Origin of the sequence: Aeromonas sp. MR7 (assembly GCF_963899385.1) — a bacterium.
Classification (GTDB): Bacteria; Pseudomonadota; Gammaproteobacteria; order Enterobacterales; family Aeromonadaceae; genus Aeromonas; species Aeromonas bestiarum.
Window position 1 is genome coordinate 870,858 of record NZ_CAWQXH010000011.1, and the last position, 23,919, is coordinate 894,776.

A 23,919-nucleotide genomic window follows, 5' to 3' on the forward strand; every position below is an offset into this window, starting at 1 on the left:
TTAATCGGTTCATCTTCAGGCAGTGGCCAGCCAGTTGAGCCAGGCATCCATCCCTTCACCCGTGGTGGCGCTGACCTGGATCACCTGAATATAGGGGTTGACCCGTTTGGCGTTCTCGATGCAGCGGGCCACGTCAAAGCTGACATAGGGCAGCAGGTCAATCTTGTTGATCACCATCAGCTGAGCGGCGGCAAACATGTCCGGGTATTTGAGGGGCTTCTCTTCCCCCTCGGTGACGGAGAGGATCGCCACCTTGTACTTCTCGCCGAGATCGAAGCTGGCGGGGCAGACCAGATTGCCGACGTTCTCGATAAAGAGGATGCCCCCTTCATTGGCGGGCAGCTGGTGGCAGGCGTCGTGGACCATCTTGGCGTCCAGATGGCAGCCCTTGCCTGTGTTGATCTGCACGGCAGGGACGCCGGTGGCACGGATGCGATCCGCATCGGCGCTGGTCTGCTGATCTCCCTCAATCACGGCGCAAGGGCGCTTGTTGGCCAGCTGGCGCAGGGTTTCGCACAGCAGGGTGGTTTTGCCTGACCCCGGGCTCGACACCAGATTGAGCACCAGCTGGGCCGCCTCGTCGAAGTGCTCGCGGTTGTGGGCGGCCAGTTTGTTGTTCTTGGCCAGCACATCCATCTCGATGGCGATCAGCTGGCGCTGTCCCATGCCCGGAACCGACAATCCCGCTTCCCCTTTGCCATAGTGCAGATCACCCTGCTGATGGTCGTGGTCGTGGTCGTGGTCGTGGTCGTGGTCATGAGAATGGCTGTGGTCATGGGGATGCTCGTGGTCATGAGCATGACTATGGTGGTGCGGGTGGGCATGATCATGATGATGGTCGTGAGGGTGACCGTAATCGTGATGGTGCTCATGACCCTCTGCTCCCACTGGCGCCCGTACCCCGTGGTAGTGGTGATGGACATCCCCCTGATGGTGATAGTGGTGGTGAACGATCAGGGTGCACGGTGCGCTCTGCTCATGTTCGTGATGAGCGTCATGGGCATGAGGGTGGCCGTGCTCATGGTCATGGTGATGATGGTGCTCATGATCGTGAGCGTGGGGGTGTGCATGGTCGTGATCCTCTTCATGGCCGGCAATCCGCGCCTGGCCGCATCCGCATACGCTACACATATCAACTTACCTCGATGTCGGTGATGCGCAGGCTGTTCCCTTGCGCGACTCGTAATTTGTATCCGCCACACTCGGGACAGGCCTGCCCGCGCTCGGTGAGGGTGACCGTCTGGTTGCAGTCGTAACACCAGGCTTCTGCCGCCTGGTGCTGAAAGTGCAGTTGGGCCCCTTCGACGGCGGTGCCCTTGGCGGCGGCTTCGAAACAGAAGGCAATGGTGTCCGGGTCAACGCAGGAGAAGCTGCCGACCTCGAGCCAGAGGGCTGTCACCTTGTTAAAGCCCCGCTGTGCAGCCTGTTCGGCCGCCAGATCGATGGCGGCCATGGCCAGAGACATTTCGTGCATGGGTGCTCCTTAACCGATATGGGGAGGAGGAGTGACTCCTCCCTGTGATTGGGTGAACGGCAATGCCGATCAACAGATCCGCGGGAGCAGTTCCCCTTGCGGCAGCTCCAGATAACGGCGGCTGCCCCAGGGGTTGTTGAGCACCACCTTGTGGCGATCGCTCGCCTGCACCACGCCGATCTGGCTGGCGGAGGGGTTGAACTGCCGCAATATGCCCAGCGCGTCCTGTGCTTGTTCGGCAGGCAGGGCCAGCACCATGGTGCCCTCGTTGGCGAGATCATGGGGCTCGAAGCCGTAGAGTTCGCACAGGCCGCGCACCGGATCGCAGACCGGAATGGCGGACTCCTCCAGCTCGATACCTACTTGGGAGGCGGTGCTCCATTCGTTAAGCACGGCGGCGAGGCCACCGCGGGTGGCATCGCGCAGGGCGTGGGGGGTAAGCCCCGCTTGCAGCAGCGCTTCTACCTGCGGCCAGAGGGTGGTGCAGTCGCTCTTGAGATCGGATCCCAGTTGCAGGGCATCGCGGGCCATCAGGATGCAGGCGCCGTGGCTGCCGATATCACGCGACACCAGAATGGCGTCACCGGCCTTGAGGCTCCGCACCGAGATACCTCGGCTCTGCTCAGGCAGCGGGAAGGTGCCGACCCCGCTGGTGTTGATAAAGATCTTGTCGGCCGCTCCCCTCGGCACCACCTTGGTGTCGCCGCAGACGATGCGGGCGCCGCTGTTGGCAAGTTCAGCTGCCATCGACTCGACGATGCGGACGAGATCCGCGTAGGGGAAGCCCTCTTCGATAATGAAGCTGCAGCTGAGGTATTCCGGTTTGGCCCCCATCATGGCGAGATCGTTGACCGTGCCGGCGATGGCCAGCTTGCCGATATCGCCCCCCTCGAAGAACAGCGGCGAGACGGTAAAACTGTCGGTGGTGAAGGCGACGGGGCCCTCTACCTGCAGCAGGGCGGCGTCTTCACCGCGCAGCAGGATCTCGTTGCCGAAATGGTGGAAGAAGAGCTGGTTGATCAGCTGGTTCATCTCGACGCCGCCGCCCCCATGGCTTAACTGAATTTCTCTCATCGGGTCTGGTTCTCCACAAGATTGCCGAAACAGGCTGGTTCATCTCCACCCATCACCCGACCGCTGTGGCTAAGTTGAATTTCTCTCATTGCTGCTGGATCCCCATATAGCGGTAGTAGGCATTGCAGGCCCCCTCCGAGCTGACCATGCAGCTGCCCATGGGCTGGGTCGGGGTGCAGCCCCGGCCAAAGACCTTGCACTGGTTTGGCTTGGCCAGCCCGCGCAGGATATCGGCGCACTGGCACGCCTTGTGGTCATCGATGGGGGTCTCACTGAGTTGAAAGTGGCGCTCCGCATCGCGCCTGGCAAAGGCATCGCGCAGGCGCAGGGCGGAGGCGTTGATGTCCCCAAGGCCACGCCAGCGAAAGTGCTCGCGGGTCTCAAAATATTGGTCGACCAGCCGCTGGGCGGCGCGGTTGCCGCTGGCGGTGACCGCCCGGCTGTATTGCACCTCCAGGGCGTAGCGACCCTCCACCTTCTGGCGCACCATCATCAGCAGCGCCTCCATCACATCCACCGGCTCGAAGCCACTTACCACCACAGGCACCTGATAGCGATCAACGATGGGCAGGTAGATATCGGCACCTGTGATGACGCTGACGTGGGAGGGGCCGATAAAGGCGTTCACCTTGGCCACCCCGTCGGCCATCACGGCGTGGATGGCGGGCGGCACCAGCACATGGTTGATATGAAACAGCAGGTTCTCCACCCCCGCAGCGTCGGCTGCTGCCAGCAGCGCGGCTGTCATGGGGGTGGAGGTCTCGAAACCGATGGCGAAGAAGACCACGGTTTTGTCCGGGTTCTCCTTGGCGATGCGCAGCGCATCGAGGGGGTCATAGACGGGGCGGATATCGCTCCCCTTGGCCCGCTGCTGGGCCAGCGTGTCCTTGGAGCCCGGCACCCGGATCATGTCCCCCAGGGTGACCAGAATGACGTTGGGCTCTCTAGCCAGTTCGATGGCCTGATCGATGCGTTCTTTCGGCATGATGCAGACCGGGCAGCCGGGGCCGTGGACGAACTCTATGCTGGCCGGCAGCAGCTGGGGCAGTCCGTATTTCATGATGGTGTGGGTATGGCCGCCGCACACCTCCATCACCCGCAGCGGCTCGGGCAGTTGCTCGGCTAGCGCGTGGATTTGCGCGGCGAGGGCGCGGATCACCTCGGGCTGGCGAAAGCCCTGAAACAAGTCATTCAAGGTCAGCATGGCAAGATATCCTGCGCAGGGATAAGGGCCACCATCTGGCGGAAGCTCTCGAGGCTGGCCTGCGCCTCCTCTTCATCAATCTTGCTCATCACAAAGCCGATATGGAGCAGCACATAGTCGCCAAGGTTGAGGGGCTCTTCGAGCAGCATGCAGCTGACGCGACGCTGCACCCCCAGGGTATCGACGGTGACGCAGTTATCTTCTGGGTGCAGCTGCACCACCTGAGAAGGGATGGATAGACACATGGATTTCAGGACTCCGACAAGGTGGCACAACCGGCTGTGGCAGGCTGGTGCGTGGCAATATGGTGGATGGCAAACCAGAGCTGACCGGCGGCTATGCCACCGTCATTGAGTGGCAGGGTTTCAGAGGTTAATACCTGGCGGCCGGCTGCTTCGAGGCTGGGCACAAGCTCGTCCATCAGCACCCGGTTTTGAAACACGCCGCCCCCGAGCGCCACCGGATAGCCGGGGAAGCGCCCGGCCAGGGCAACCACCAGATTGCTGATGGCGCAGATAAAACCGGCGGCCAGGTTGGCGGTTGAGGTGCCTTTGCGCCGCTCGCTGACAAGGGTATTGAGCAACTCTGCCCACTCGATTTTAAGCGGCCCCTCTGCTGATTGGCTGAGGTCAAAGGCGAGGGGGAAGGGCTGTTCATTGGGGGCAAGCTGCAAGGCGGCCGCTTCCAGCAGGAGTCCCGCTTCACCCTCGTAATCCGGGGTATCGATCACCCCCAGCAGCGCCGCAACGGCATCGAACAGCCGACCGATGGAGCTGGTGAAAGGGGCGTTGCGACCGAGATGCCAGAGCTGGTGCAGGTTGCTGATCCGCTCAACTGGCAGTTGCTTGATCGCCGGAATATCGAGGGCGCCGATCTCCTCAGGACTGTGCGATTCAAACAGCAGCCCCAGCAGCTGGCGCACCGGCTCGCGGATGGCCGCCTCGCCGCCGATCAGCTTGAAGGGCTGGAGGTGGGCAACCCGTGTAAAGCCCTTCACATCGGCCAGCAGCAGCTCGCCTCCCCACAGGGTGCCGTCATCCCCAAGGCCGGTGCCATCGAAGGCAACCCCCAGCACAGGGCCCCTGATGTCGTGCTCGGCCATCACAGCCAGCAGGTGGGCGTGATGATGCTGCACCTCGAGATGGGTCGCTCCCTGCTCGCGGCAATAGCTTTTGGCCCACTGGTGGCTGAGATAGCCGGGGTGGCGATCCGAGACCAACATCTCCGGCTTGAGATCGTAGAGTTCGCGAAAGGTGGCGAGGGTCTGCTCGAAGTGGCCCTGCATCGGCAGACTGTGCAGATCGCCGATATAGGGGCTGTAGATGCGTTGGCGACCGAAGGCCAGCGCCAGCTGGTTCTTCTGCTGCGCCCCGACTGCCAAGAGCGGCACCCTGACAGCCTGTTTCAGACTGGGGGTGCAGGGGGCATAGCCCCGGGCGAGGCGCAAAGTTTGGCGCCGTCCACCTGCCCACTGCACCAGACTGTCGTCGCACGGGTGCAGTATGGGGCGGTTGTGATCCAGGATGCCGTCGATTTCACCCCCGAGTTCCCTGACCACAGCCTCGCATTCGATGAGGATTGGGCTGCCGCGACCATTGGCGCTGGTGGCCACCAGCGGTAGGGCACAGGCGTCCAGCAGCAGTTGATGGAGCGGGGTGTAGGGAAGCATGACGCCGAGATAGGGAATGCCGGGGGCTATCCCTTCGGCCAGCGGCGCCGCTTGTTGTTGCATGAGATCTGACGGCCGATCATCCTTGGTGCGTTTGCGCAGCAAGGTGATGGGCCTGGCCTGAGAGGCGAGCAGCTTCCACTCTGCCTCGCTGCCGGTGGCATGCAGCCTGGCCTCGGCAAGGGAGCCCATCATCACCGCCAGTGGCTTGCGCGCGCGCCGCTTGAGCGTTCGCAATCTGGCAACACTCTGTTCGCTTCGCGCATCACATATCAGGTGATAACCCCCCATCCCCTTGACCGCGATCAGTGCCCCCGTTTGCAGGGCGCGGGCAGCCATTTGCAGGGCATCCTCGAGCTCAGCCAGGGTATCGCCGCGGCCGCTGCGCCAGCTGAGATGGGGCCCGCACTCGGGGCAGCTCACCGGCTGAGCGTGGTAGCGCCTGTCCAGCGGATCCTCATACGCCGCCGCGCAGCGCGGGCACATGGCAAAACCTGCCATGGCGGTGTGGGGTCTGTCGTAGGGGAGGCGGCGGATGATGGTGTAGCGCGGGCCGCAGTGGGTGCAGTTGGTAAAGGGGTAGTGGTGGTGGCGATCAACGGGGTTGGCCACATCCGTGGCGCACGCCTCGCACATTCCCTGATCCGGCGAGATGGCGACCGTGGCGGTGCTCTGCTGCTGGCTGGCCTTGATATGAAACTGGCCGTCATAGTCGGGATTATCTTCTCGGAGAAGCTCCCGCTCGCTGAAATGATCGATGCGGCTGAGCGGCGGCGCCAATTCCCGCAGTTCGCGGGCAAAGGCGGCCAGCTGCTCGGGGGAGCCTTCGGCACCTATGGTGACGCCGTTGGCATCGTTCAGCACATAGCCGGTAAGCGCGTGGCGCAGCGCCAGCCCATAGACGAAGGGGCGAAAGCCGACCCCCTGCACTATGCCGTCGATATGAAATTCGCGGCGCAGTCGGGTTGCTGCAGAATGGGCTGCTAGCGTGGCCGTCATGCCGGCTCCTGCTGCAGGGCATGGGATGTTTCTGGCAGGCGCAACACCCGGCGCTCGTTCTCCTCGCGCCGCACCCAGCCATCCATCTCCATGCGCAGGCAAAACGGAATGGCGTATTTACGCGACAAACCGGTGATCTCCTTGAGGGATGCCATGTCGATCAGATCTCCCACCTGCTGGCCCGCCAGCACGGCGGCGACCATCTGGTTGTAAAGCACGGCGTCGTAGTAGATGGGGCCATCGAGCTGCACCAGATACTTGAGTCGCGCCAGGTTGCGCAGCTGCTTTTGCAACGCGCAGTTTTTTTGTAAACCGTTGCGCTGCAAGCCCTGCTGCAGGGCGGTGGGCAGCTTGCGGGTGATAAAGGGATCCAGCTCCACGCCGCCGGGGCCCAGTTTACCGGGCTCGTACCCCTCCTTGCCTTGATCTCGCACCACTTTGAGCACCAGCTGTGCCTCTTCCCCCAAATCATCTTCCGACTCGCCACTGCCCGGCTGCCACTTGTCATGGTGCAGACGAACCAGCTGCTCACTTTTGAGCTGCTGGAGCAGGGCTTGAATGACCGGCAGGGCGATGCCAAATTGGGTCGCCAGCTCGGCGGCGCTCAGGGGCTCGCATTTCAGTGTGGCGAGCAGCTGCTCGCGGCTCTGCGCCAGCCAGTGGTTGTCCAGCAGCCAGTCACCGAGCGGGGTGACCTGATCGGGCTGCTCGTCAAAGCGGCTGGCCAGCACATAGCCGTTGAGCCCCAGTTGCAGGGTGGCGGGGTTGTAGTTGGCGAGTTCATCGGGCAGCTCGCCCAGCAGGGCGTGCAGCGCCTTGCGTCTGGCGGGGTGAATATCGCCGCACCAGACGATGCGGGCGCCGTGCAACAGTTCGCTGCTGCCGTGGCGAATGATGGCGAGCGGCTGGCCGAAGAAGCAGGGGATGGGGTTGGCAAAGATCAGTCGCGCCAGCCGGGTGTCCTTGATAGGCACGAAACGGGCCCGGCCGTGCCAGCTGCCGAGGGCGATTTCAACCTCGCGGTTGCGTTGCTCCCGGATGCTGCCGCCGACCTCGTTCAGTCGCACGATAAGGTGGGTCGCCGCCTCGCACCGGCCGGCGGCACTGGTGAGGCAGTGACCGCGGGCCACCTCCTTGTGGGGCACTTTTTTCAGGCCCACCGCCACCCGGCAGGCGGCGCCAATTTCATCGACGCTCTGGTGATAGGCCTGCAGGGATCGCACCTGCACCTCCCGATCGGCGGGGTAGAGGCGCAGCTTGTCCCCCACCTTGAGGCTGCCCTGCTGCAGGGTGCCGGTGAGCACTGTGCCTGTGCCATTGGCAGTAAAGACCCTGTCCACATAAAGGCGCGGTGGCGCCTCTTCACGATAGAGGCGCGGCGCACCCTGCTCGCGGGCAGCTTGCGATGCTGGCAGATCGGCAAGTTGGCCCACGATAGCTGCGTGCAGGGCGGCCATGTTGGCGCCGGTTTTGGCGCTGACGCTGACGATATCGGGCACCATGCCGCTCTCGTCCATCACCCGCTCCAGCAGGCTCTCTTCCAGCAGGGCCAGCTCGTCGGCGCTGACCAGATCGCACTTGTTGATGCAGACCAGCAGGCGCGGCACTCCCATGGCCTTGAGCAGGCGCAGGTGATCCCCTGTCATCGGCATCCACCCTTCGTCGGCGGCGATCACCAGCAGCACCAGATCCAGACTCCAGAGCCCCGCCACCATGTTGCGGATATAGCGCTCGTGGCCGGGCACGTCGATGACGCCTATGGTGTTGCCCTGACCGTCGTCGAAGTGGGCAAAGCCGAGATCCTGAGTCATGCCGATGGCCTGCTCGTGGGCGCGGGCTGTGGTGATGCCGGTGAGGGCCTTGATAAGCAGGGTCTTGCCGTGATCCACGTGGCCAGCAAGGCCGATAACGGCGCGATAGGGGGTCATGGGATCAGGGCTCCTCTGTCGTATTGATCTGGGCGGGCAACAGCAATTCCTTGAGTTGGGCGATCAACAGCGCCATCTCAGCCGGCAGCAGGGTAGCCATATTGAGCAGCACCTTCTGCTGGCGCACCGTGGCAATGACAGGCACCGGCAATTCCCGCAGGGCGTCGAGCAGTTGCTGGGCCGGGCGCGGATCTGTGCATTCAAGCGCCAGCGCCGGGTAGAATTCGTCCGGCAGGGTGCCGCCGCCCACCACCAGCTGGGCGGGCACCTCGGCAAAGCAGCCGGGCAGGGCGGCCATCAGCTGATCGGCTCTGGCCTGCATGGCGGCGGGGTTGCTCAGGGTGCGCTGGGCAATCCCTTCGCCGATGGGGGACTTGTTGAGCTTGTGGATGAGCAGGCGTTCCAGCAGGGAGTAGACGATGCGGCTCGGGCGGAAGGTGCGCATCATGGGGTGTTTTTCCAGCCGCTTGATAAGATCGCTGCGGCCGCTGATGATGCCCGATTGCGGGCCGCCCAGCAGCTTGTCGCCTGAGTAGCAGACCAGATCCGCCCCCGCCTTGATGTACTGGCGCACCGAGGTTTCGTCCGGCGCAAACTCTTCTGTGGTCAATCCCGAGCCCTGATCCACCGCCAGCACCACGCGCTCTGGCAGGGCGCGGGCCAGCTCGCCGATGTCGGGGGATTCGGTAAAGCCGCGAATGGCGAAATTGGATCTGTGCACCATCAGCACCAGCGCGGTCTGATCCGTGATGGCATCCAGGTAATCTTTGGCGGTAGTGATATTGGTGGTGCCCACCTCCACCAGTTTGGCGCCGGAGAGCGCCAGAATGTCGGGGATGCGAAAACCGCCGCCAATCTGGATCTGCTCGCCCCGCGAGACGATCACCTCGCGCCCCTTTGCTATCTCTTGCAGCAGTAGGAAGAGGGAGGCGGCGTTGTTGTTGACCACCAGCGAGTCTTCGGCCTGGGTGAGGCAACCGAGCAGGGGGGCGATCAGCCCCTTGCGCCCGCCGCGCTTGCCGGTGGCGAGATCCAGCTCCAGATTGTTGTAGCCGGTGTTGAGGTCACGCACCTCGTCCCACAGCTCGCTACTTAACGGCGAGCGCCCCAGATTGGTGTGCACCAGGGTGCCGGTGGCGTTGATGACCCGGGTCTGGCGCTGGCGCAACTGCTGCCGGCAGCGTCTGGCAATCAGCGCCTCAAGGCGTTCAGCGGTGACCCCGTGCTGGCGAAACGCCTCGCTCTGGCGCAGTTCGCTCAGGGTCTCGCGCACTGCCTGGGTCACCAGCGGCCGGCTCAGCGTCTCGATAAACCCTGCGAGAAAAGGTTGCTGCAGCAGCTGTTCCACTTGTGGCAAACGGCGCTGGTTTGCTGGAGTCGCGGCATAAGAGGCGCTGGGGGCGAGGGGGGATACGTCAGACGGAGTTGGCATGGGATGACCCGGGCTGTGCGTGGGAGTGACATGCACGCCGCCTTGCCGGAGGAAGGCCGCTTCAACGCTGCTTATTGCTGCTTTTCGCCATTCATGAATTAATAAAAAAGGCGAATGGATAAATTAATGTTCGAGCAGAAAAATAAGAGTGTTGGAGCGCATTCAGATTATATTGGCAATGCGACAGGCGCCTTGTTAGAACAATATGTGAAACAGTCGTCAACCAGCCTGAAACATAATTGACGGTTTCTCTCCAATATATGAAATTTGGCGGAAGAGGCAGGAATCGAACCTGCCAAAGCCTTCTCGGCTCTCATCGGTTTTGAAGACCGAGAAGGCCACCAGACCCCATCAGCTTCCGCAATGGCCACCATTTTGTGGCAATTTTCTGTGACTGGCAACGCTTTTTTTATGTTTAAAAATAGCTGGTTGGCCGGTTTTCTGAAAAATATCTGTGTGTTGATTTATATCAATTTCATGGCAATTAGCCCGATGTTTTTAATTTAACACCGGGCGTTTATATATGCCTTTTGAGGGATCGATAACTGCCGCCGTTAACAAGCCGGCAAATAATCGGTGGCCGCGTTGGTGATATTCCAATGGGCCAGCCTATTTATTAACAACTCGCTATCTTTAGCCTCTTCCAGATGATCGTAGAGATAATCCATGGCCCCGCTCACCATCTCTGTCATCGGGAAGGAGAAGGCGACTATGGCCGGTTGCACCCCGACAAAGATTACCTCGGGGACAAAGGTCTTGAGTTCGTCGATCAGGAAATTGAGCGGCATGTTGTGGGTCGAGAAGATAAACATCTCGGCTATGGTCTCGGGGGGGATCACCTGCAGGGTGCCCGCCTTCTCGCCGATCTCGGCGGCATCCACCAGCACCACCCGCGCCGGTTGCAGCTCCCGCACCTTGTGGACCACATTTTCCGGCGCTATGCCGCCGTCGATATGGAGCCAGCCGGGCAGGGGGGCGGCTTGCAGCTTGTCCGCCAGATAGGGGCCGGCACCGTCGTCCCCCATCATGGCATTGCCCACGGTCAACACGAGATTGCAGCTCATCAGCGGCTCCTTACCATCAGGTACATATGGGGGTCGTTATAGAGGGCGGTGAGCTGATCCATAAAGGTGTCGGTCCAGCCCAGCTGCTGCTCATCGAGCACGCCTTCGGCCTTGCGCAGCCGGTCGAAGGCACAGGCCAGCATATGGCAGTGCTCCCGATAGACGGTGATCTCGCCAAAGGTGAGAAACCCCTCCATCTTGCGGCGTGCCTCGCTGCCGGCGGGCAGTTTGGCCACCCAGTCGCGATAGCCCGTCAGCGGGCAGACCAGGTCGGCGCTCAGACAGTCGACGATGCCGAGGTGGTGGCCGATGGCGAGGCTGTAGTACATCACCTCTTTGGCCTCCTCGGGCACGTCGAACTGCTCGTCCACGAACTTGCGCGAGAGGCGGTAGAAGAAAACCTGATCAGCCATGCACCGCCTCTCCCTTGCCAACAGTCCGGTTGAGGCAGGCGTTGGCCAGGTTGTTGACGATCTCCGACAGGCGCGGATCGTCATGTTGAGCGAGGTAGCTCCGGATGCGCAGATCCACATCCTGCTGGGTCGCCCCTTCGAGCAGGGCCATAAATTCGTCGGCTATGATCCGCCCCTGCCGGTAACCGGCCATGCGGCGCGCCTCGCGCTCTATCATCACCCGGATTTCGTTGGGGATGCCGGTGTGGCGCAGCTCGACCCGCTCACCCTGTTGCACCTGGTGGCTGGTGGCTTTGAGTTTTTGCTCAAGCAGCCCCAGCGCCACCGCGAAACCGTAGATGGTGGCGGCCGGCGTGGGCGGGCAGCCCGGAATATAGACATCCACCGGCACTATCTTGTCGGTGCCGCCCCAGACGCAGTAGAGGTCGTGGAAGATGCCGCCGTCACAGCCGCAGGCGCCGTAGGCGATGCAGATCTTGGGATCGGGAGCCGCTTCATAGGCGCGCAGGGCAGGCACCCGCATCGCCCGGGTTACCGCGCCGGTAAAGAGCAGGATATCGGCGTGGCGGGGAGAGGCGACCACCTTGATGCCGAAGCGTTCGGCATCGAACAGCGGTGTTATGGTGGCGAAGATCTCGATTTCGCAGGCGTTGCAGCCGCCGCAATCGACCCGGTAGACATAGGCCGAGCGGCGAATGTCTTTCAGCAGTGTCTTCTTGAGTTTGGTGATCTCGGGATCCTGTGCCAGCGGCACGGCACGGGTATGGGCATGGCCGACAACCGGTTCTATGCCTTTGATCTTGCTCATCACATCCACTCCTGTTGTGTGGCGATCGGTGTGGCAATCGGTGTTGTGGTTATGGCCGAGTCAGGCTGGCTCAGCATGCTCTGTTTGCGTTTGCAGTCGGGGCAGTGGTGCAGACGCTCGGGATGTGCCAGCGGGGTGGCCGCTTGTACCAGGGTGTCCTCCACCAGCGCCACCAGCTTGCTTGGGGCAAAGTAGGTGCCGCACAGGGTGCAGGGGGCCAGCGCGAAGCGGGCCTCCTCATAGAGATCGGCCTTGTTGGTCACCGCCAGCTCGAACTCGGGGGAGAGAGCGATGGCATGGGTCGGGCAGACCTCTTCGCAGCGGCCGCAGAAGATGCAGCGCGCCATGGAGATCTCCCAGCGCCGCTCGCCAGTCTCCATATCGACCTCCATCACCAGCGCGTTGGCCGGGCAGGCCTTGGTGCAGGCGGCGCAGGCGATGCACTGATCCGCCTGATATTTGGGTTTGCCGCGAAAATCCCGGTTCACCTCGTAGGGGGCGAAGGGGTACTTGGCGGTCGGCGTGCCCGCCTGGAGTATGGTCTTGAACAGCTTGATCATGATGACCCCTTACTTGAGCGGAGAGTTTTTGCGGTCGATGCCGTAACGCTCGATCTCCTTGTAGGAGACCACGGTGGACTTGCCCTTCCTGGGGTCGACCAGGGTGACCCGATCGGTACAGGAGTAGCAGGGATCCAGACTGCCGATGATCAGCGGCGCATCGGCAATGGTATTGCCACGCAGCATGTAGCGCAGGGCTGGCCAGTTGGCGTAGGTGGCGGCGCGGCAGCGCCAGCGGAACAGCTTCTGGTTGTCCCCCGTCATGCTCCAGTGGACGTTCTCGCCGCGGGGCGCTTCGGTGAAGCCCAGCGCAAACTTGCCCGGCTGATAGGTGAACCCTTCGGTGAGCAGGGGCCCTTCCGGCAGGTGCTCAAGGCCGAACTCAATCATGTCGAGGGAGTCGTAGAGCTCGTGGATGCGCACCAGCACCCGGGACTGCACGTCGCAGCCCGCCAGGGTCTGGATCTCCATCGGCAGTTCGCGATAGGCGGCAAAGTCGTGGACCCGGCGCACATCGCGCTTGAAGCCGCTGGCCCGCACCATGGGGCCGACGCAGCTGAAATCGCGGGCGATTTGCGGATCCAGCCGACCTATCCCTACCAGACGGGAGGAGATGTTGGCGGTGTCGAGCAGCATGGCCACCAGGGGTTTGAGCTCGTCACGCAGCTCCCGCACCAGCTGGGCGCCCTTGATGCGATCTTCCTTGAAGATGTCCCGGCGCACCCCGCCGATCAGGTTGAGGCCGTAGGTCTTGCGGGCGCCGGTGAGCAGCTCGGCCAGGGTCATGGATTTTTCCCGCACCCGGAAGAACTGCATGAAGCCGGTGTCGAAGCCGGTGAAGTGGCTCGACAGGCCTATGTTGAGGATGTGGCTGTGCAGGCGTTCGACCTCCAGCAGCACGGCGCGGATCATCTTGGCCCGCTCCGGTACCTGGATGCCCATGGCGTTCTCCACCGAGGTGGTGTAGGCGACGCTGTGGGTGAAGCCGCAGATGCCGCAGACCCGGTCGGTCAGAAACGCCACCTCGTTGTAGCCCATGCGGGTCTCGGCGAGCTTCTCCATGCCGCGGTGGACATAGAACAGCCGGTAATCGGCATCTATGATGTCTTCCCCATCCACGAACAGGCGAAAGTGACCCGGCTCGTCCGAGGTGATGTGCAGCGGGCCGACCGGCACTATGCGGTTGGCCTCATTGCCCAGCTCGTTGACGAAGGGGTAGGTCTCTGTGTCCGTGGTGGGCATGGGGCGCTGGCGGTAATCCATGGCGTCCTTGCGAAGCGGGTGGATATCTTCCGGCCAGTCGTCCGGCAGCACCAGCCGGCGTTCGTCCGGCAGGCCGACGGCGCGCAGGCCGTACATGTCGCGGATCTCCCGCTCCCCCCAGACCGCCGCGGGTATGGTCGGGGTGATGGAGGGGTACTCCTGCTCTATGGCGTTGACCAGCACCTTGACCGTGATCCAGCTCTTGGTGTCGCCCTCCATGGAGAAGACGTGATAGACGGCGAAGTGGCCGTTGAGGCTGCGCTCGTCATTGGCAAACGAAACCGAGAGCCAGCCTCCCTGCTTGTGGAACAGCAGGCTGGTGAGGGCCACCAGGCTGGTGGGCTTGACGGTCAGGGTGGCCTGATCGGCGGTCTGCCACTGCTCGTCCGTGATGGCATGGGGCAGTTGCTGTCGCAGTTGCTGGATGTAGTCGCAGCCGATGCGATCTGAGATGGCGATGGTCATGCAGTTATCTCGTTAAAATCGGGAAAAATGAAATTGGAAACAGCGGGGGCGAAGGCGGACATGGTTTATACCCCGACCAGATAGGCGAGCAGTGCCAGCAGGGCCAGCCCCAGGCCATAGCGGGTCAGCCTGTGGGTGCGCACGAACTGGGTGCGGGCCATGGCGTTTTCGATGATGCCAGCAAGAAGAAAGGCCACCAGCAACTTGCACAGCAAGATAAGCGCGGCCATGGCGAGCGCGGGCAGACTCCAGTTCGCCGCCTTGCCGAAGGGCAGGAAAATAACCAGAAAAAGCTGCACCACCACCAGTTGCTTGAGGCCCATGCTGAGCTTGAGCAGGGCGAGCCCCGCGCCCGAGTACTCGGTGAGCGGCCCTTCCTGCAACTCCTGTTCTGCCTCGGCGCAGTCAAAGGGCAGCTTGCCCATCTCCACAAACACGGCGAAGGCGCAGGCGGCCCCCGCCAGCAGGGTGGCGATGGGCGCGGCCAGCGGTTGGTTGGCCACATAGCTGCTGATGTTGCCCAGATCCGAGCTGCCCACCATCATCGCCATGATGAAGCAGGCCAGCACCAGAATGGGCTCCACCAGAATGCCCAGCGTCAGCTCGCGGCGGGCACCGATCCCGGCAAACATGCTGCCGCTGTCCAGCCCCGCCAGCGAAAAGAAGAAGCGGAAGATGGCGAACAGATAGATGTCGGTGATGAGATCCCCGGCGATGGGAAAGGGGGATTCCTGGGTCAGGGTCGGCAGCGCCATGGCTACCAGCAAGAGGGCTGAGATCAGCAGCGAAGGCATCAGGTTGAAGATGATGCCGGCAGGCTCAGGGGTCACCTCCTGGCGGCGCAGGAGCTTCCCGATATCCCGGTAGTCCTGCAGCAGGCCCGGCCCCTGACGGGAGTGCATTTTTGCCCGCAGCACCCGGTTGAAACCTGTGGCCAGCGGCGCCAGCGCCAGCATGGCGATGGCCTGGGTCAGGGCGAGGGCAACCATGCCCCAGCTCGGCATTTCAAGAACAGGCATATCAGACTCCTACAGCCATCAGGATAAAGAGCGCCAGCACAACGCCATGGAGGATCCAGCCAGTGTTGCCGGGGGCGTCACTCACCCCGTGCAGGGCGCTGGCCAGATCGAGCTGCGGCTGTTTGCGATAAAGCGGCGCGCAGAGCTGGCGCAATGTGTGGGTGACGCCGCCGGAGGTGAGGCTCATGCGCTCCTCATAGGCGTAACCGCAGGCCCAGGGAGTACCGGCGTGACGACGACCCAGCTTGGGCCCCTTGAAGATGGCCACGACCAGCAGCGGGATGAGGAACAGCCCCAGCAATGTGATGGCAATGACCGGCGGGGAGAGGATCGCCTGAGCGCTATCCAGCGGCAGCAGGGTGGCGCCGGTGGCGACGCTCATCTGGCTGGCCACAAGGGCCTGACCGTAACCCGCTATGTGGGGGGCAATCCAGGGGGCGCCCAGACCCAGCACCAGACAGACGGCGGCCAGCAGCAGGGTGCCTGCCACCATGGCATTGGGTACTTCGCGGGCCTGACTCGCTTTCTCGCTGCGCGGGGCACCGCAGAAGCAGATGCCATACACCTTGACGAAACACATCACCGCCATGGCGCCGGTCACCGCCAGCATCACCACCGCCAACGGGGCGACGACCGAGGTGCCGAGCTTGGTCATGGAAAGCAGTGCCTGATAGATAAACCACTCGCTGACAAAGCCGTTGAGGGGCGGCAGCGCCGAGATGGCCATGGCGCCGATGAGGAACGCCAGCGCGGTCCAGGGCATCAGCTTGGCGAGGCCACCCATCTTGTCCATGTCGCGGGTGTGCAGGCGGAACATGACGGAGCCTGTGCCCATAAAGAGCAGGCTCTTGAAGATGGCGTGGTTGAGCAGGTGATAAAGCGCGCCGAGCAGCCCCAGCACCACCAGCACCGGTTGCTGGTTGGCGATGCCTATCATGCCAATGCCCATCCCCATCAATATGATGCCGATGTTCTCCACCGTGTGGTAGGCGAGCAGCCGCTTGAGATCGTGCTCGGCCAGCGCAAACAGCACCCCGAGTACAGCCGAGCAGGCACCGAAGATCAGCACCATGTAGCCCCACCAGAGCTGGCTGGCGCCGAGAAAATCGATGCTGACCCGCAAAATGCCAAACAGACCGAGTTTCACCATGACCCCGGACATCAGCGCCGAGATATGGGAGGGGGCGACGGGCTCGGCCACCGGCAACCAGCCGTGCAGCGGCACGAAACCGGCGCGCAGGCCAAAGCCGCAGAAGCTGAGCAGGAACACCAGAGAGGCCAAGCCGCCCGCCAGATGGTGCTCGCGCAGGGCGGCGAACTCCAGCGAGCCGCTTTCGCGGCAGAGCAGCCAGAAGGCGATCAGCACCAGCGCCATGCCGATATGGTTCATCACCAGATAGAGACGGCTCTGCTTGGCGGCGTCCGGGTTGGTCTTGACCAGCCAGTAGGTAGTGAGGGTCACCAGCTCGTAGCAGAGCAAAAAGCCCAATGCGTTGTCGGCCAGCACCATGCCCACCATGGCAAAGAGGAAGAGGTTCATCAGCACGCCAATGGCCACATCACCCTTGCCCTGGTACTCGCGGATATAGGCAAAGGAGTAGAGGGAGGCGGCGACGCCCACGAGCGTGATTACCAGCAGCATGAGCGCGGCAAGCATGTCCAGATGCACCGAACCCAGCAGCCAGAGCTGGCCGTCGATGGGGGCGCCTTGGGCCAGGGCCTTGATGGCGGCAACCACACCGGCCAGCGAACCCAGCAGGGCAAAGCCGCTATTGAGACGGTTGGCAAGCCAGGGCTGCCTTTGCAGCAGCAGACCGGCGGCCGCACCCAATAGAAAGAGCACGAGCGTGCCCATAACAAGCGGGGACAACATCAGCGAACTCCCTCTGTGATTGAAGCGTCGGGTGAAGGGGGCGTGGTCGCAGTGGCCGTGCATGCAGAGGCCGAGAATGCGGGCGCACCTTCCGGGTGAGCGTTGGCGGCTTGCAGGCGACGGTCGCGGGCGGCGCTGGCACAGGCACTGTCGTTGACCATGCTCAGTGACTGGGAGGGGCAGGCCTCGATGCAGGCGGGGCCTTCTGCGCGAAATTCACACAGGTCGCACTTGACCGCTATGCTGCGCACGCCGGGCTCCCAGCTCAGCAGATCCTCGCCAAAGCAGCGCAGACCGGCGGAGGTGGAGGGGTTGCTGGAGCGGATGGAGCAGGGGATATAGGTGTCGTAGCTGTTGGCCATGGCCACCGGACGGCTGCCACCGCTCTGGATGGCGCCGAACGGGCAGGCCACGGCGCACAGGTTGCAGCCGATGCAGAGCGACTCGTTGAGCTGCACGCAATCGCCCGTCTGGGTAATCGCCTCGACCGGACACACCTTGATGCAGGGGGCGTCTTCACAGTGACGGCACTGAACCGGCATGGTCGCCTGCTCGTGTCGCATAACGGTTAATCGGGGGGCTTGCTGCAAACCTTGCGCCTTGTGAACCGTGCTGCAGGCCGCCATACAGGTGCCACAGCCGATACACAGCTTGGGGTCAGCGATAACGAAGCGGTTCATAGCCTACCTTGTCGTGTCGCGAACGGAGAGAATAGGGGCAGGATGGCAAAATGCGGGCCAGATTGACTATTAGCGTAAAATTGATTTCAACTTGCTGTTTTTAAATGACTTTAAATTTTGTGTCGAGCCGTGACCAGGACACGGCACAGTGTCGAAGTGTGACGTTCGTCACTTGTGACGAAGGGGGGGGGGGAGAAGCTTCGTCACCCCGGAAAAACAGTGCCGACAGGGAGCAATGCGGGGTCGTAATGAAGGGCGGAAGGGTTATTCGTCTGCGGTAGGGAATGGGGTGCAAAGAACGAAGTGAATTGCACCGTTTGCAGCCATATGGTCGTCGTGGCTTGCTCCCTTCTCCCCTCGCGGGAGAAGGGTTGGGGATGAGGGGGAAAATGCCCCCGTGGTTAACGGCAAAAAGAGAGGGAGGCCAAAGCCTCCCTCTCTCTTGCTGGCGTTCTTTATGCCATCAAAAATGCCATCAAATATCCACCTGCGAGCCCAGCTCTATCACCCGGTTGGGCGGGATCTCGAACTGATCCGGCGCGCGCAGGGCGTTGCGCTGCAGCAGCATAAACAGCTTGCCGCGCAGGTAGAGGTACCAGGGGCGCTCCTTCATGATCAGCGACTCGTGGGCCATAAAGAACGAGGTCTCCATCATGCGGCAGCTCAAGCCCTCCGCGTTGCAGCGGTGGAAGATCTCCTCCATGTTGGGGGTCTCGCGCCAGCCGTAGCTGGCCACCACCCGCCAGAAGGTGGGGGAGAGCTGCTCGATGCAGACCCGGCGCACGTTGTGGACGTAGGGCACATCCTCCACCCGCAGGGTGAGCAGGATGATCCGCTCGTGCAGCACCTTGTTGTGCTTGAGGTTGTGGAGCAGCGCATGGGGGATCACATTGACCACCCGCGACATATAGACGGCTGTGCCCGCCACCCGGGTCGGCGGGGATTTTTCCAGCGAGGCTATCATGGGCTCGAGCGAATTGCCGTGCTCGTTCAGGCGGCGAATGAGCTGGAAGCGTTCGCTCTTCCAGCTGGTCATCAGGGTGAACATGACGGCGCCCAGGGTGAGCGGCAGCCAGCCACCGGAGAAGATCTTGCCCAGGTTGGCGGCAAACAGCGGCACGTCGATGGCCAGCAGCAGGGCGAACAGGGCAGCCACCAGATAGGTGGGCCAGCGCCAGCTGTTCTTGGCCACGGAGCAGAAGAGGATGGAGGTGAGTACCATGGTGCCGGTCACGGCGATGCCGTAGGCTGCCGCCAGATTGCTGGAGTGCTCGAAGCTCATGATGACGATCACCACAGAGATGTAGAGCATCCAGTTGATGACGGGAATATAGATCTGGCCGGACTCCTGCTCTGAGGTGTGGACGATACGGATGGGTGAGAGATAACCGAGCCGCACCGCCTGCCGGGTGAGGGAGAAGACCCCGGAGATCACCGCCTGGGAGGCGATCACGGTCGCCATGGTCGCCAGCACCAGCAGCGGCAGCAGCGCCCATTTGGGGGCAAGCAGGAAGAAGGGGTTGGCGATGGCCGCCGGGTTGCCCAGCAGCAGGGCGCCCTGGCCGAAGTAGTTGAGCACAAGCGACGGCAGCACCACCACAAACCAGGCGAGCCGGATCGGGTTCTTGCCAAAGTGGCCCATGTCGGCGTAGAGCGCCTCCACCCCTGTGATGGCCAGCACCACGGCGCCGAGGGCAAAGAAGGAAGTGGTCTGGTACTCGGCGAAGAAGCGCAGCGCCCAGATGGGGTTGAGCGCCCCCAGCACCTCGGGATTCTGGATGATGCTGCGCAGTCCCAGCACGGCCAGGGTCAGAAACCAGGTGAGCATGATGGGGGCAAACAGCTTGCCCACCATGGCGGTGCCATGTTTTTGAATGGCAAACAGCAGGGTCAGCACCAGCACCGAGAGCGGCACTATATAGGGGTCAAGGGAGGGGGCCATCAGGCTCAAGCCCTCGATGGCCGACATCACCGACATGGCCGGGGTGATCACCACCTCGCCATAGAAGAAGCTGCCGCCAATCAGCCCCAGGATAATCAGCACAGGCGTCCAGCGGGGAGAGGCGTTGCGGGTGGCCAGCGACATCAGGGTGAGAATGCCCCCTTCACCGGCGTTGTCGGCCCGCATCACGAAGGAGAGGTACTTGACCGAGACCACCAGGATCAGCAGCCAGAAGATGAGGGAGAGAAATCCCAGGATGGCGGCGGGTTCGGCCCCGATCCCGAATTGACCCGACAGGCACTCTCGCAGGGTATAGAGGGGGCTGGTGCCGATATCACCATAGACCACGCCAATCGCCGCCAGCGTGACGCCGGACAGGGCTTGTTTGTTATCACAACTCATGAGGTTATCTTGTTACACGTTTGCCAAAGCACAAGGGCCCGAGCGATCAGGAAAAATCCTGATATTCAATCGGGATAGTATTAAGAAATTGCGATGGGAAAGGGAGTTAACTGGATATAAAGGGGCTCATTATGGGACACAGTCTGTTCATCTGCCGTTAAGCGTATGATGACACACACTCTGTGGGATCATGCTCTGGTATAAATAATCAAAAGGGGCTTTTGAACGAAATCATTAATTATCCATTGATTGAAATAACCCGTCGGGATGCGTACAAGCGCTTGTTTTATCTGAGTATCCATTTTGGCCAGAGTTTTCAATCAGGCTGGTTGAAAAATAGACTATAAAATGCTGACCAATAAATTACTGGTGCGCGTTGCAAAGAGAGCAGAGTTGGGTGGCGATAGAGTCTTTATTTGGTCTGGGGGCAGGGATGGAAGGAAAAAGGATATGGCCACCACAACATCAGCCATCATCAAGCAAAGCAAGAGAGAGGATATATACGTAGGGTGCAATGAACGAAGTGAATTGTACCACTAATTGAACATACGTAAGAGGTGTAATGCGCTGCGCTTATTACACCCTACGGTTCGGATCATGTTTTATGATAGTTTTTCAATAAAAAGTAACGGTCAGGACTATTTTTAACTTCAGTCACTTTACCGACAATCCGAAATCCCATTTTTTCATAAAACTTGGGTGCTTGGAACGACAGAGTATCTACTTGAGCTGCAATACAGCCTCGTGCCTGCGCTTCACGCTCAGCGGCCTCCATCAATTGAATGCCAAGTCCCTGACCTCGCTTGTCGTCATGTACCCAAAGCACCTCTATCAAAAGTTGATGATAAATGGTTCGTCCGGCAATGCCACCGACAATCTCGCCGCTATCATCACGTATGACAATTATCAAGGGTTGGGATCTCTCCTCACCCATCATCTTAAAGTTGAATTTTCTCAGATTATCAACAAGTACATTGAAAATCTCATCTTGATGTTGGTTGTAAATTTCTATATTCATCAGGCCTTATTCCATTGAAATAAAATCAATTGTAGTCATATAGTTCATTCGCGAAGTAAATTGCACCAGAAATAAATAATAATGTTAGGCAGTACAATTTTTCATTGGAAAACTAATTTTTATGCCAATGATAAAACGTATTCTATAAATGCTGATTTCTTTTTGCGGTACTCGTCTTGAGATAACCCTTCGCACGACTTCTTTAATTCATTGTATTGCTGAGTCAATTGATTATTTGCTTGTAATTTATCACGAAAAGTCAAAAAAAGTTCAAATGTGGAACCATTAGCCACAACTTGCAATGCAACATTATCATCACTAGTGGATTCTAACATGCATAGCTCTGGAGTTCTCAATGTGTCTATTTTTTCTTGGAGCTTCATTGTGGATAGTAATAATTTCACTGAAAAATCAAGCCGGCTAGCCTCGACACCGACGAATATATCCAAATCTCCTTTGGAAATGGCATTAGGGATTGAGGATGAACCAACATGTTCAACTCTTGCATCAGGGATAAGTTTTTGTATATCAAGTTTGTATCTGGAAAACAGCAGCTCGCAAGACTGCTGGTATTGTTCTGCACTATAAAATTTCATGTTTTCTCCAAGGCTACATTGTCATGAATATTACTCATTTCTGCGGATTTAATAGTTGATGATATCAACTGTTCGAAGATATCTCGTTGGCCCGCAGGGAGTAACTGATTTTGAATCACTCTTCGCTTTTCAACATCAAACAATCTTTCTGCGAGCCAACCAATTAAATACATCAGCGAAAGGCAGCCTCCTGCAGTTGCAATATTACCATTAACAACTAGAGGTAAATCTTGCACATCACCGCCAAGTGCTTCTAAAGCAGCTTTTGCATCAGGATTAGTTGTTATTTTTTTATTTTTAAGTAACCCCAACTCATGCAAAATGAAGGAGCCTGCACATATTGAGCCTATAAGCTGTTTGCTGGGGTCCAGTATTAACGAGGACATAAAGTCATGATTCTTAATCGCTGCAGGAATGCCATGTTTACCGCTGGTGATGAGTATGACATCTTGTTCAATAACCTCATAAATCGCACCGTCAGTTTTCACCGAAATGCCAAGGTGAGATTGGTGAAAAGGTTTTGTCCCTAAAATTTTTACGGTCCAACTATCAGTTGTCCTACCAAGTAAATCGTACATCAAGAAGAAATCTACATCTGTAAAATCATCAAATAAGACAATGCCTACCTTATACATATATCACCTATAAACTCTTTAGCTATTATTATCTAAGCAGATCTTTAATCTGCCCTATTTTATTTCCTATATACATGGAAACGTCCCCCCCATAGAGCTGGTTGCCAAGTGGCACATATTAATCAGAGGGATAGAAAACTAAAGGGGCAGGGGCCGAAAACCGGCTCTGGCTCAACAAATCAGCCAATAAGTGGCCCATTATTGTTCTGTTTTGATTGATGGTAGCTTGCTAGCTAGATAAAAAACCAAACAACTTGCTACCTTACCAGGCCGTTTCTGCGTGCTGCATATGCCATTCTTGGCCCTTAGCATGGCTTGTTACCCCAGAATTCCCTCCCTCCGCTTGTTTGGAACATGGTGCCCGCTCCTTGCTCCAAACCCCTTTGAACTGCTTCGTAACGCGGTTGGGGCTGGAGGCTACCAGCCGGTGTCGAGCTCGTCACTTTTGTCGTGTCGATCACAGTTCAGCGGAGCTGTCGTCATCGTCACCGGCCTGAAAATCGTCGTCCATGTTTCTGATTACCCCTTTATTTTCAGCTGGTTGCGAACTTTATTTGGCCCGTCCCCGCTTTTGGTCTGATAAATGCTTTGTGGGTGAGCCGGCTGCGTCGTCGGTGTGCGAGTGTGCGCCCCCTGGGCGATGACACTTGGGCACGCCGGGCGATGCCAGTGCGGCAGTAACGAAACATTTAGGATCCCTCTCTATGAACAGCTTCGTGATTGCAGATCCCAGTCTTTGTATTGGGTGCCGTACCTGTGAGGTGGCCTGCGCCGTGTCACACCAGTCAACGTCCTGCGCGGGTACCGTTGAGCGGGAGGGCGGCCTGCGTCTTGCCATCGAGGATGGACATCTGGTCTCCAAGGACAGCTATTTCCAGCCGCGCCTCAAGGTGATCGTCGGCAGCAAGGTGACTACGCCCGTGCTGTGCCGCCAGTGTGAAGACAAGCCGTGCGCCCTGGCCTGCCCCAACAATGCCATCGTGACCGAAGATGGCTGCGTCAAGGTGCTGCAGGCGCGTTGCATCGGCTGCAAATCCTGCGTGGTGGCCTGTCCTTACGGTGCCATGGCGGTGGTGGTGAAAGAGGTGGCCCCCGCAGCCGATGCGCTGTTCAAGCGCCCGCAGACCAAGGCGCAAGCCTTGAAGTGCGATCTCTGCCGTCACCGTGAGGCAGGCCCGGCCTGTGTCGAGGTGTGCCCGACCCAGGCGCTGCGCTTGGTGACGCCGGAGTCGCTCGGCGAGCTGAACCGCCAGAAGCAGTTGGCCAGTGCCGAGGCGATGGCGGCCTGCCAGCGCCAGCCGGTCTTGGCACAAGGGTAATGCATTGGATGGCGTGCGCAGCCCCTTGCTGGGCGCCGCTTGCGCCTCTGTGCTCTCTACCCCTGACAAGCCATTTTCGTTA

22 protein-coding genes and 1 tRNA gene are annotated in these 23,919 nt (G+C 60.0%); 2 read left to right on the top strand and 21 right to left on the bottom strand.

Features of this window, described 5'->3' with window-relative positions:
* Positions 1–15 precede the first annotated feature (15 nt).
* Complete coding sequence (gene hypB, locus AACW87_RS09000) at positions 16–888, bottom strand: hydrogenase nickel incorporation protein HypB (RefSeq protein ID WP_241324770.1); 873 nt, start codon at positions 886–888, stop codon at positions 16–18.
* Here hypB and AACW87_RS09005 point away from each other — a divergent pair.
* Positions 775–1,155, top strand: a complete 381-nt coding sequence (locus tag AACW87_RS09005) for a hypothetical protein (RefSeq protein WP_241324771.1) — start codon at positions 775–777, stop codon at positions 1,153–1,155. The two genes, hypB and AACW87_RS09005, sit on opposite strands and share 114 nt — an antisense overlap.
* On the opposite strand, the gene hypA is transcribed toward AACW87_RS09005, so the two are convergent.
* From hypA to AACW87_RS09105, 20 genes are all read right to left on the bottom strand, one after another.
* Positions 1,133–1,474, bottom strand: coding sequence for a hydrogenase maturation nickel metallochaperone HypA (gene hypA, locus AACW87_RS09010; protein ID WP_241324772.1), 342 nt, complete (start codon positions 1,472–1,474; stop codon positions 1,133–1,135). The two genes, AACW87_RS09005 and hypA, sit on opposite strands and share 23 nt — an antisense overlap.
* Positions 1,475–1,543: 69 nt before the next feature.
* Positions 1,544–2,548, bottom strand: coding sequence for a hydrogenase expression/formation protein HypE (gene hypE, locus AACW87_RS09015; protein ID WP_241324773.1), 1,005 nt, complete (start codon positions 2,546–2,548; stop codon positions 1,544–1,546).
* A gap of 85 nt (positions 2,549–2,633) precedes the next feature.
* Complete coding sequence (hypD, locus tag AACW87_RS09020) at positions 2,634–3,752, bottom strand: hydrogenase formation protein HypD (protein WP_241324774.1); 1,119 nt, start codon at positions 3,750–3,752, stop codon at positions 2,634–2,636.
* Complete coding sequence (locus tag AACW87_RS09025; protein ID WP_241324775.1) at positions 3,746–3,997, bottom strand: HypC/HybG/HupF family hydrogenase formation chaperone; 252 nt, start codon at positions 3,995–3,997, stop codon at positions 3,746–3,748. The genes hypD and AACW87_RS09025 overlap by 7 nt, the downstream gene beginning before the upstream one ends.
* A gap of 5 nt (positions 3,998–4,002) precedes the next feature.
* Positions 4,003–6,420 carry a carbamoyltransferase HypF gene (hypF, locus tag AACW87_RS09030; RefSeq protein WP_241324776.1) on the bottom strand — a complete coding sequence of 806 codons (2,418 nt, stop codon included), beginning with the start codon at positions 6,418–6,420 and terminating at the stop codon, positions 4,003–4,005.
* Positions 6,417–8,348 (bottom strand): selenocysteine-specific translation elongation factor, encoded by a 1,932-nt coding sequence (selB, locus tag AACW87_RS09035; RefSeq protein WP_241324777.1) that lies wholly within the window; start codon positions 8,346–8,348, stop codon positions 6,417–6,419. Before selB ends, hypF begins: the two co-directional genes overlap by 4 nt.
* 4 nt (positions 8,349–8,352) lie before the next feature.
* The gene (gene selA, locus AACW87_RS09040; RefSeq protein ID WP_241324778.1) at positions 8,353–9,780 is read right to left on the bottom strand and encodes an L-seryl-tRNA(Sec) selenium transferase; all 1,428 of its coding nucleotides are present in this window, start codon (positions 9,778–9,780) and stop codon (positions 8,353–8,355) included.
* Positions 9,781–10,048: 268 nt separating this feature from the next.
* Positions 10,049–10,140, bottom strand: a tRNA-Sec gene (locus AACW87_RS09045).
* 194 nt (positions 10,141–10,334) lie between these two features.
* Positions 10,335–10,844 (bottom strand): hydrogenase maturation peptidase HycI, encoded by a 510-nt coding sequence (gene hycI / locus AACW87_RS09050; RefSeq protein ID WP_241324779.1) that lies wholly within the window; start codon positions 10,842–10,844, stop codon positions 10,335–10,337.
* Entirely contained in the window at positions 10,844–11,257 is a 414-nt protein-coding gene (locus tag AACW87_RS09055; RefSeq protein ID WP_241278121.1) for a formate hydrogenlyase maturation HycH family protein, read from the bottom strand. Before AACW87_RS09055 ends, hycI begins: the two co-directional genes overlap by 1 nt.
* Positions 11,250–12,065, bottom strand: coding sequence for an NADH-quinone oxidoreductase subunit B family protein (locus tag AACW87_RS09060; RefSeq protein WP_241324780.1), 816 nt, complete (start codon positions 12,063–12,065; stop codon positions 11,250–11,252). Before AACW87_RS09060 ends, AACW87_RS09055 begins: the two co-directional genes overlap by 8 nt.
* Positions 12,065–12,625 carry a formate hydrogenlyase complex iron-sulfur subunit gene (locus AACW87_RS09065; RefSeq protein ID WP_241278119.1) on the bottom strand — a complete coding sequence of 187 codons (561 nt, stop codon included), beginning with the start codon at positions 12,623–12,625 and terminating at the stop codon, positions 12,065–12,067. Before AACW87_RS09065 ends, AACW87_RS09060 begins: the two co-directional genes overlap by 1 nt.
* A gap of 9 nt (positions 12,626–12,634) precedes the next feature.
* On the bottom strand, positions 12,635–14,353 hold the full coding sequence (locus AACW87_RS09070) for a hydrogenase large subunit (protein WP_241324781.1): 1,719 nt from the start codon (positions 14,351–14,353) through the stop codon (positions 12,635–12,637).
* 65 nt (positions 14,354–14,418) lie between these two features.
* Positions 14,419–15,372: a respiratory chain complex I subunit 1 family protein gene (locus tag AACW87_RS09075; RefSeq protein WP_241324782.1), complete on the bottom strand. Its 954-nt coding sequence runs from the start codon at positions 15,370–15,372 to the stop codon at positions 14,419–14,421.
* Between the two features lies 1 nt (position 15,373).
* Positions 15,374–17,245 carry a hydrogenase 4 subunit B gene (hyfB, locus tag AACW87_RS09080; RefSeq protein ID WP_241324783.1) on the bottom strand — a complete coding sequence of 624 codons (1,872 nt, stop codon included), beginning with the start codon at positions 17,243–17,245 and terminating at the stop codon, positions 15,374–15,376.
* Positions 17,245–17,925 carry a 4Fe-4S dicluster domain-containing protein gene (locus AACW87_RS09085; protein WP_241324784.1) on the bottom strand — a complete coding sequence of 227 codons (681 nt, stop codon included), beginning with the start codon at positions 17,923–17,925 and terminating at the stop codon, positions 17,245–17,247. The genes hyfB and AACW87_RS09085 overlap by 1 nt, the downstream gene beginning before the upstream one ends.
* A 475-nt stretch (positions 17,926–18,400) precedes the next feature.
* The gene (gene kup / locus AACW87_RS09090) at positions 18,401–20,269 is read right to left on the bottom strand and encodes a low affinity potassium transporter Kup (RefSeq protein ID WP_098984253.1); all 1,869 of its coding nucleotides are present in this window, start codon (positions 20,267–20,269) and stop codon (positions 18,401–18,403) included.
* A gap of 595 nt (positions 20,270–20,864) precedes the next feature.
* On the bottom strand, positions 20,865–21,287 hold the full coding sequence (locus AACW87_RS09095; RefSeq protein ID WP_241324785.1) for a GNAT family N-acetyltransferase: 423 nt from the start codon (positions 21,285–21,287) through the stop codon (positions 20,865–20,867).
* Positions 21,288–21,406: 119 nt separating this feature from the next.
* The gene (locus AACW87_RS09100; protein ID WP_241324786.1) at positions 21,407–21,883 is read right to left on the bottom strand and encodes a GrpB family protein; all 477 of its coding nucleotides are present in this window, start codon (positions 21,881–21,883) and stop codon (positions 21,407–21,409) included.
* Complete coding sequence (locus AACW87_RS09105) at positions 21,880–22,518, bottom strand: DJ-1/PfpI family protein (protein WP_241324787.1); 639 nt, start codon at positions 22,516–22,518, stop codon at positions 21,880–21,882. The genes AACW87_RS09100 and AACW87_RS09105 overlap by 4 nt, the downstream gene beginning before the upstream one ends.
* 704 nt (positions 22,519–23,222) lie before the next feature.
* On the opposite strand from AACW87_RS09105, the gene AACW87_RS09110 reads away from it, so the two are divergent.
* Positions 23,223–23,837, top strand: coding sequence for a 4Fe-4S binding protein (locus AACW87_RS09110; RefSeq protein ID WP_241324788.1), 615 nt, complete (start codon positions 23,223–23,225; stop codon positions 23,835–23,837).
* Positions 23,838–23,919 lie beyond the last annotated feature (82 nt).

Excerpts from the sequence above, each read along its gene's own strand:
- AACW87_RS09055 (WP_241278121.1), bottom strand. The coding sequence starts at position 11,257 with ATGGCTGATCAGGTTTTCTTCTACCGCCTCTCGCGCAAGTTCGTGGAC.
- hypE (WP_241324773.1), bottom strand. The coding sequence starts at position 2,548 with ATGAGAGAAATTCAGTTAAGCCATGGGGGCGGCGGCGTCGAGATGAAC.
- kup (WP_098984253.1), bottom strand. The coding sequence starts at position 20,269 with ATGAGTTGTGATAACAAACAAGCCCTGTCCGGCGTCACGCTGGCGGCG.
- AACW87_RS09065 (WP_241278119.1), bottom strand. The coding sequence starts at position 12,625 with ATGATCAAGCTGTTCAAGACCATACTCCAGGCGGGCACGCCGACCGCC.
- AACW87_RS09105 (WP_241324787.1), bottom strand. The coding sequence starts at position 22,518 with ATGTATAAGGTAGGCATTGTCTTATTTGATGATTTTACAGATGTAGAT.
- selB (WP_241324777.1), bottom strand. The coding sequence starts at position 8,348 with ATGACCCCCTATCGCGCCGTTATCGGCCTTGCTGGCCACGTGGATCAC.
- selA (WP_241324778.1), bottom strand. The coding sequence starts at position 9,780 with ATGCCAACTCCGTCTGACGTATCCCCCCTCGCCCCCAGCGCCTCTTAT.
- AACW87_RS09100 (WP_241324786.1), bottom strand. The coding sequence starts at position 21,883 with ATGAAATTTTATAGTGCAGAACAATACCAGCAGTCTTGCGAGCTGCTG.
- hyfB (WP_241324783.1), bottom strand. The coding sequence starts at position 17,245 with ATGTTGTCCCCGCTTGTTATGGGCACGCTCGTGCTCTTTCTATTGGGT.
- hycI (WP_241324779.1), bottom strand. The coding sequence starts at position 10,844 with ATGAGCTGCAATCTCGTGTTGACCGTGGGCAATGCCATGATGGGGGAC.
- AACW87_RS09060 (WP_241324780.1), bottom strand. The coding sequence starts at position 12,065 with ATGAGCAAGATCAAAGGCATAGAACCGGTTGTCGGCCATGCCCATACC.
- AACW87_RS09085 (WP_241324784.1), bottom strand. The coding sequence starts at position 17,925 with ATGAACCGCTTCGTTATCGCTGACCCCAAGCTGTGTATCGGCTGTGGC.
- hypF (WP_241324776.1), bottom strand. The coding sequence starts at position 6,420 with ATGACGGCCACGCTAGCAGCCCATTCTGCAGCAACCCGACTGCGCCGC.
- hypA (WP_241324772.1), bottom strand. The coding sequence starts at position 1,474 with ATGCACGAAATGTCTCTGGCCATGGCCGCCATCGATCTGGCGGCCGAA.
- AACW87_RS09075 (WP_241324782.1), bottom strand. The coding sequence starts at position 15,372 with ATGCCTGTTCTTGAAATGCCGAGCTGGGGCATGGTTGCCCTCGCCCTG.
- AACW87_RS09005 (WP_241324771.1), top strand. The coding sequence starts at position 775 with ATGGGGATGCTCGTGGTCATGAGCATGACTATGGTGGTGCGGGTGGGC.
- AACW87_RS09110 (WP_241324788.1), top strand. The coding sequence starts at position 23,223 with ATGAACAGCTTCGTGATTGCAGATCCCAGTCTTTGTATTGGGTGCCGT.
- hypD (WP_241324774.1), bottom strand. The coding sequence starts at position 3,752 with ATGCTGACCTTGAATGACTTGTTTCAGGGCTTTCGCCAGCCCGAGGTG.
- AACW87_RS09095 (WP_241324785.1), bottom strand. The coding sequence starts at position 21,287 with ATGAATATAGAAATTTACAACCAACATCAAGATGAGATTTTCAATGTA.
- AACW87_RS09070 (WP_241324781.1), bottom strand. The coding sequence starts at position 14,353 with ATGACCATCGCCATCTCAGATCGCATCGGCTGCGACTACATCCAGCAA.
- AACW87_RS09025 (WP_241324775.1), bottom strand. The coding sequence starts at position 3,997 with ATGTGTCTATCCATCCCTTCTCAGGTGGTGCAGCTGCACCCAGAAGAT.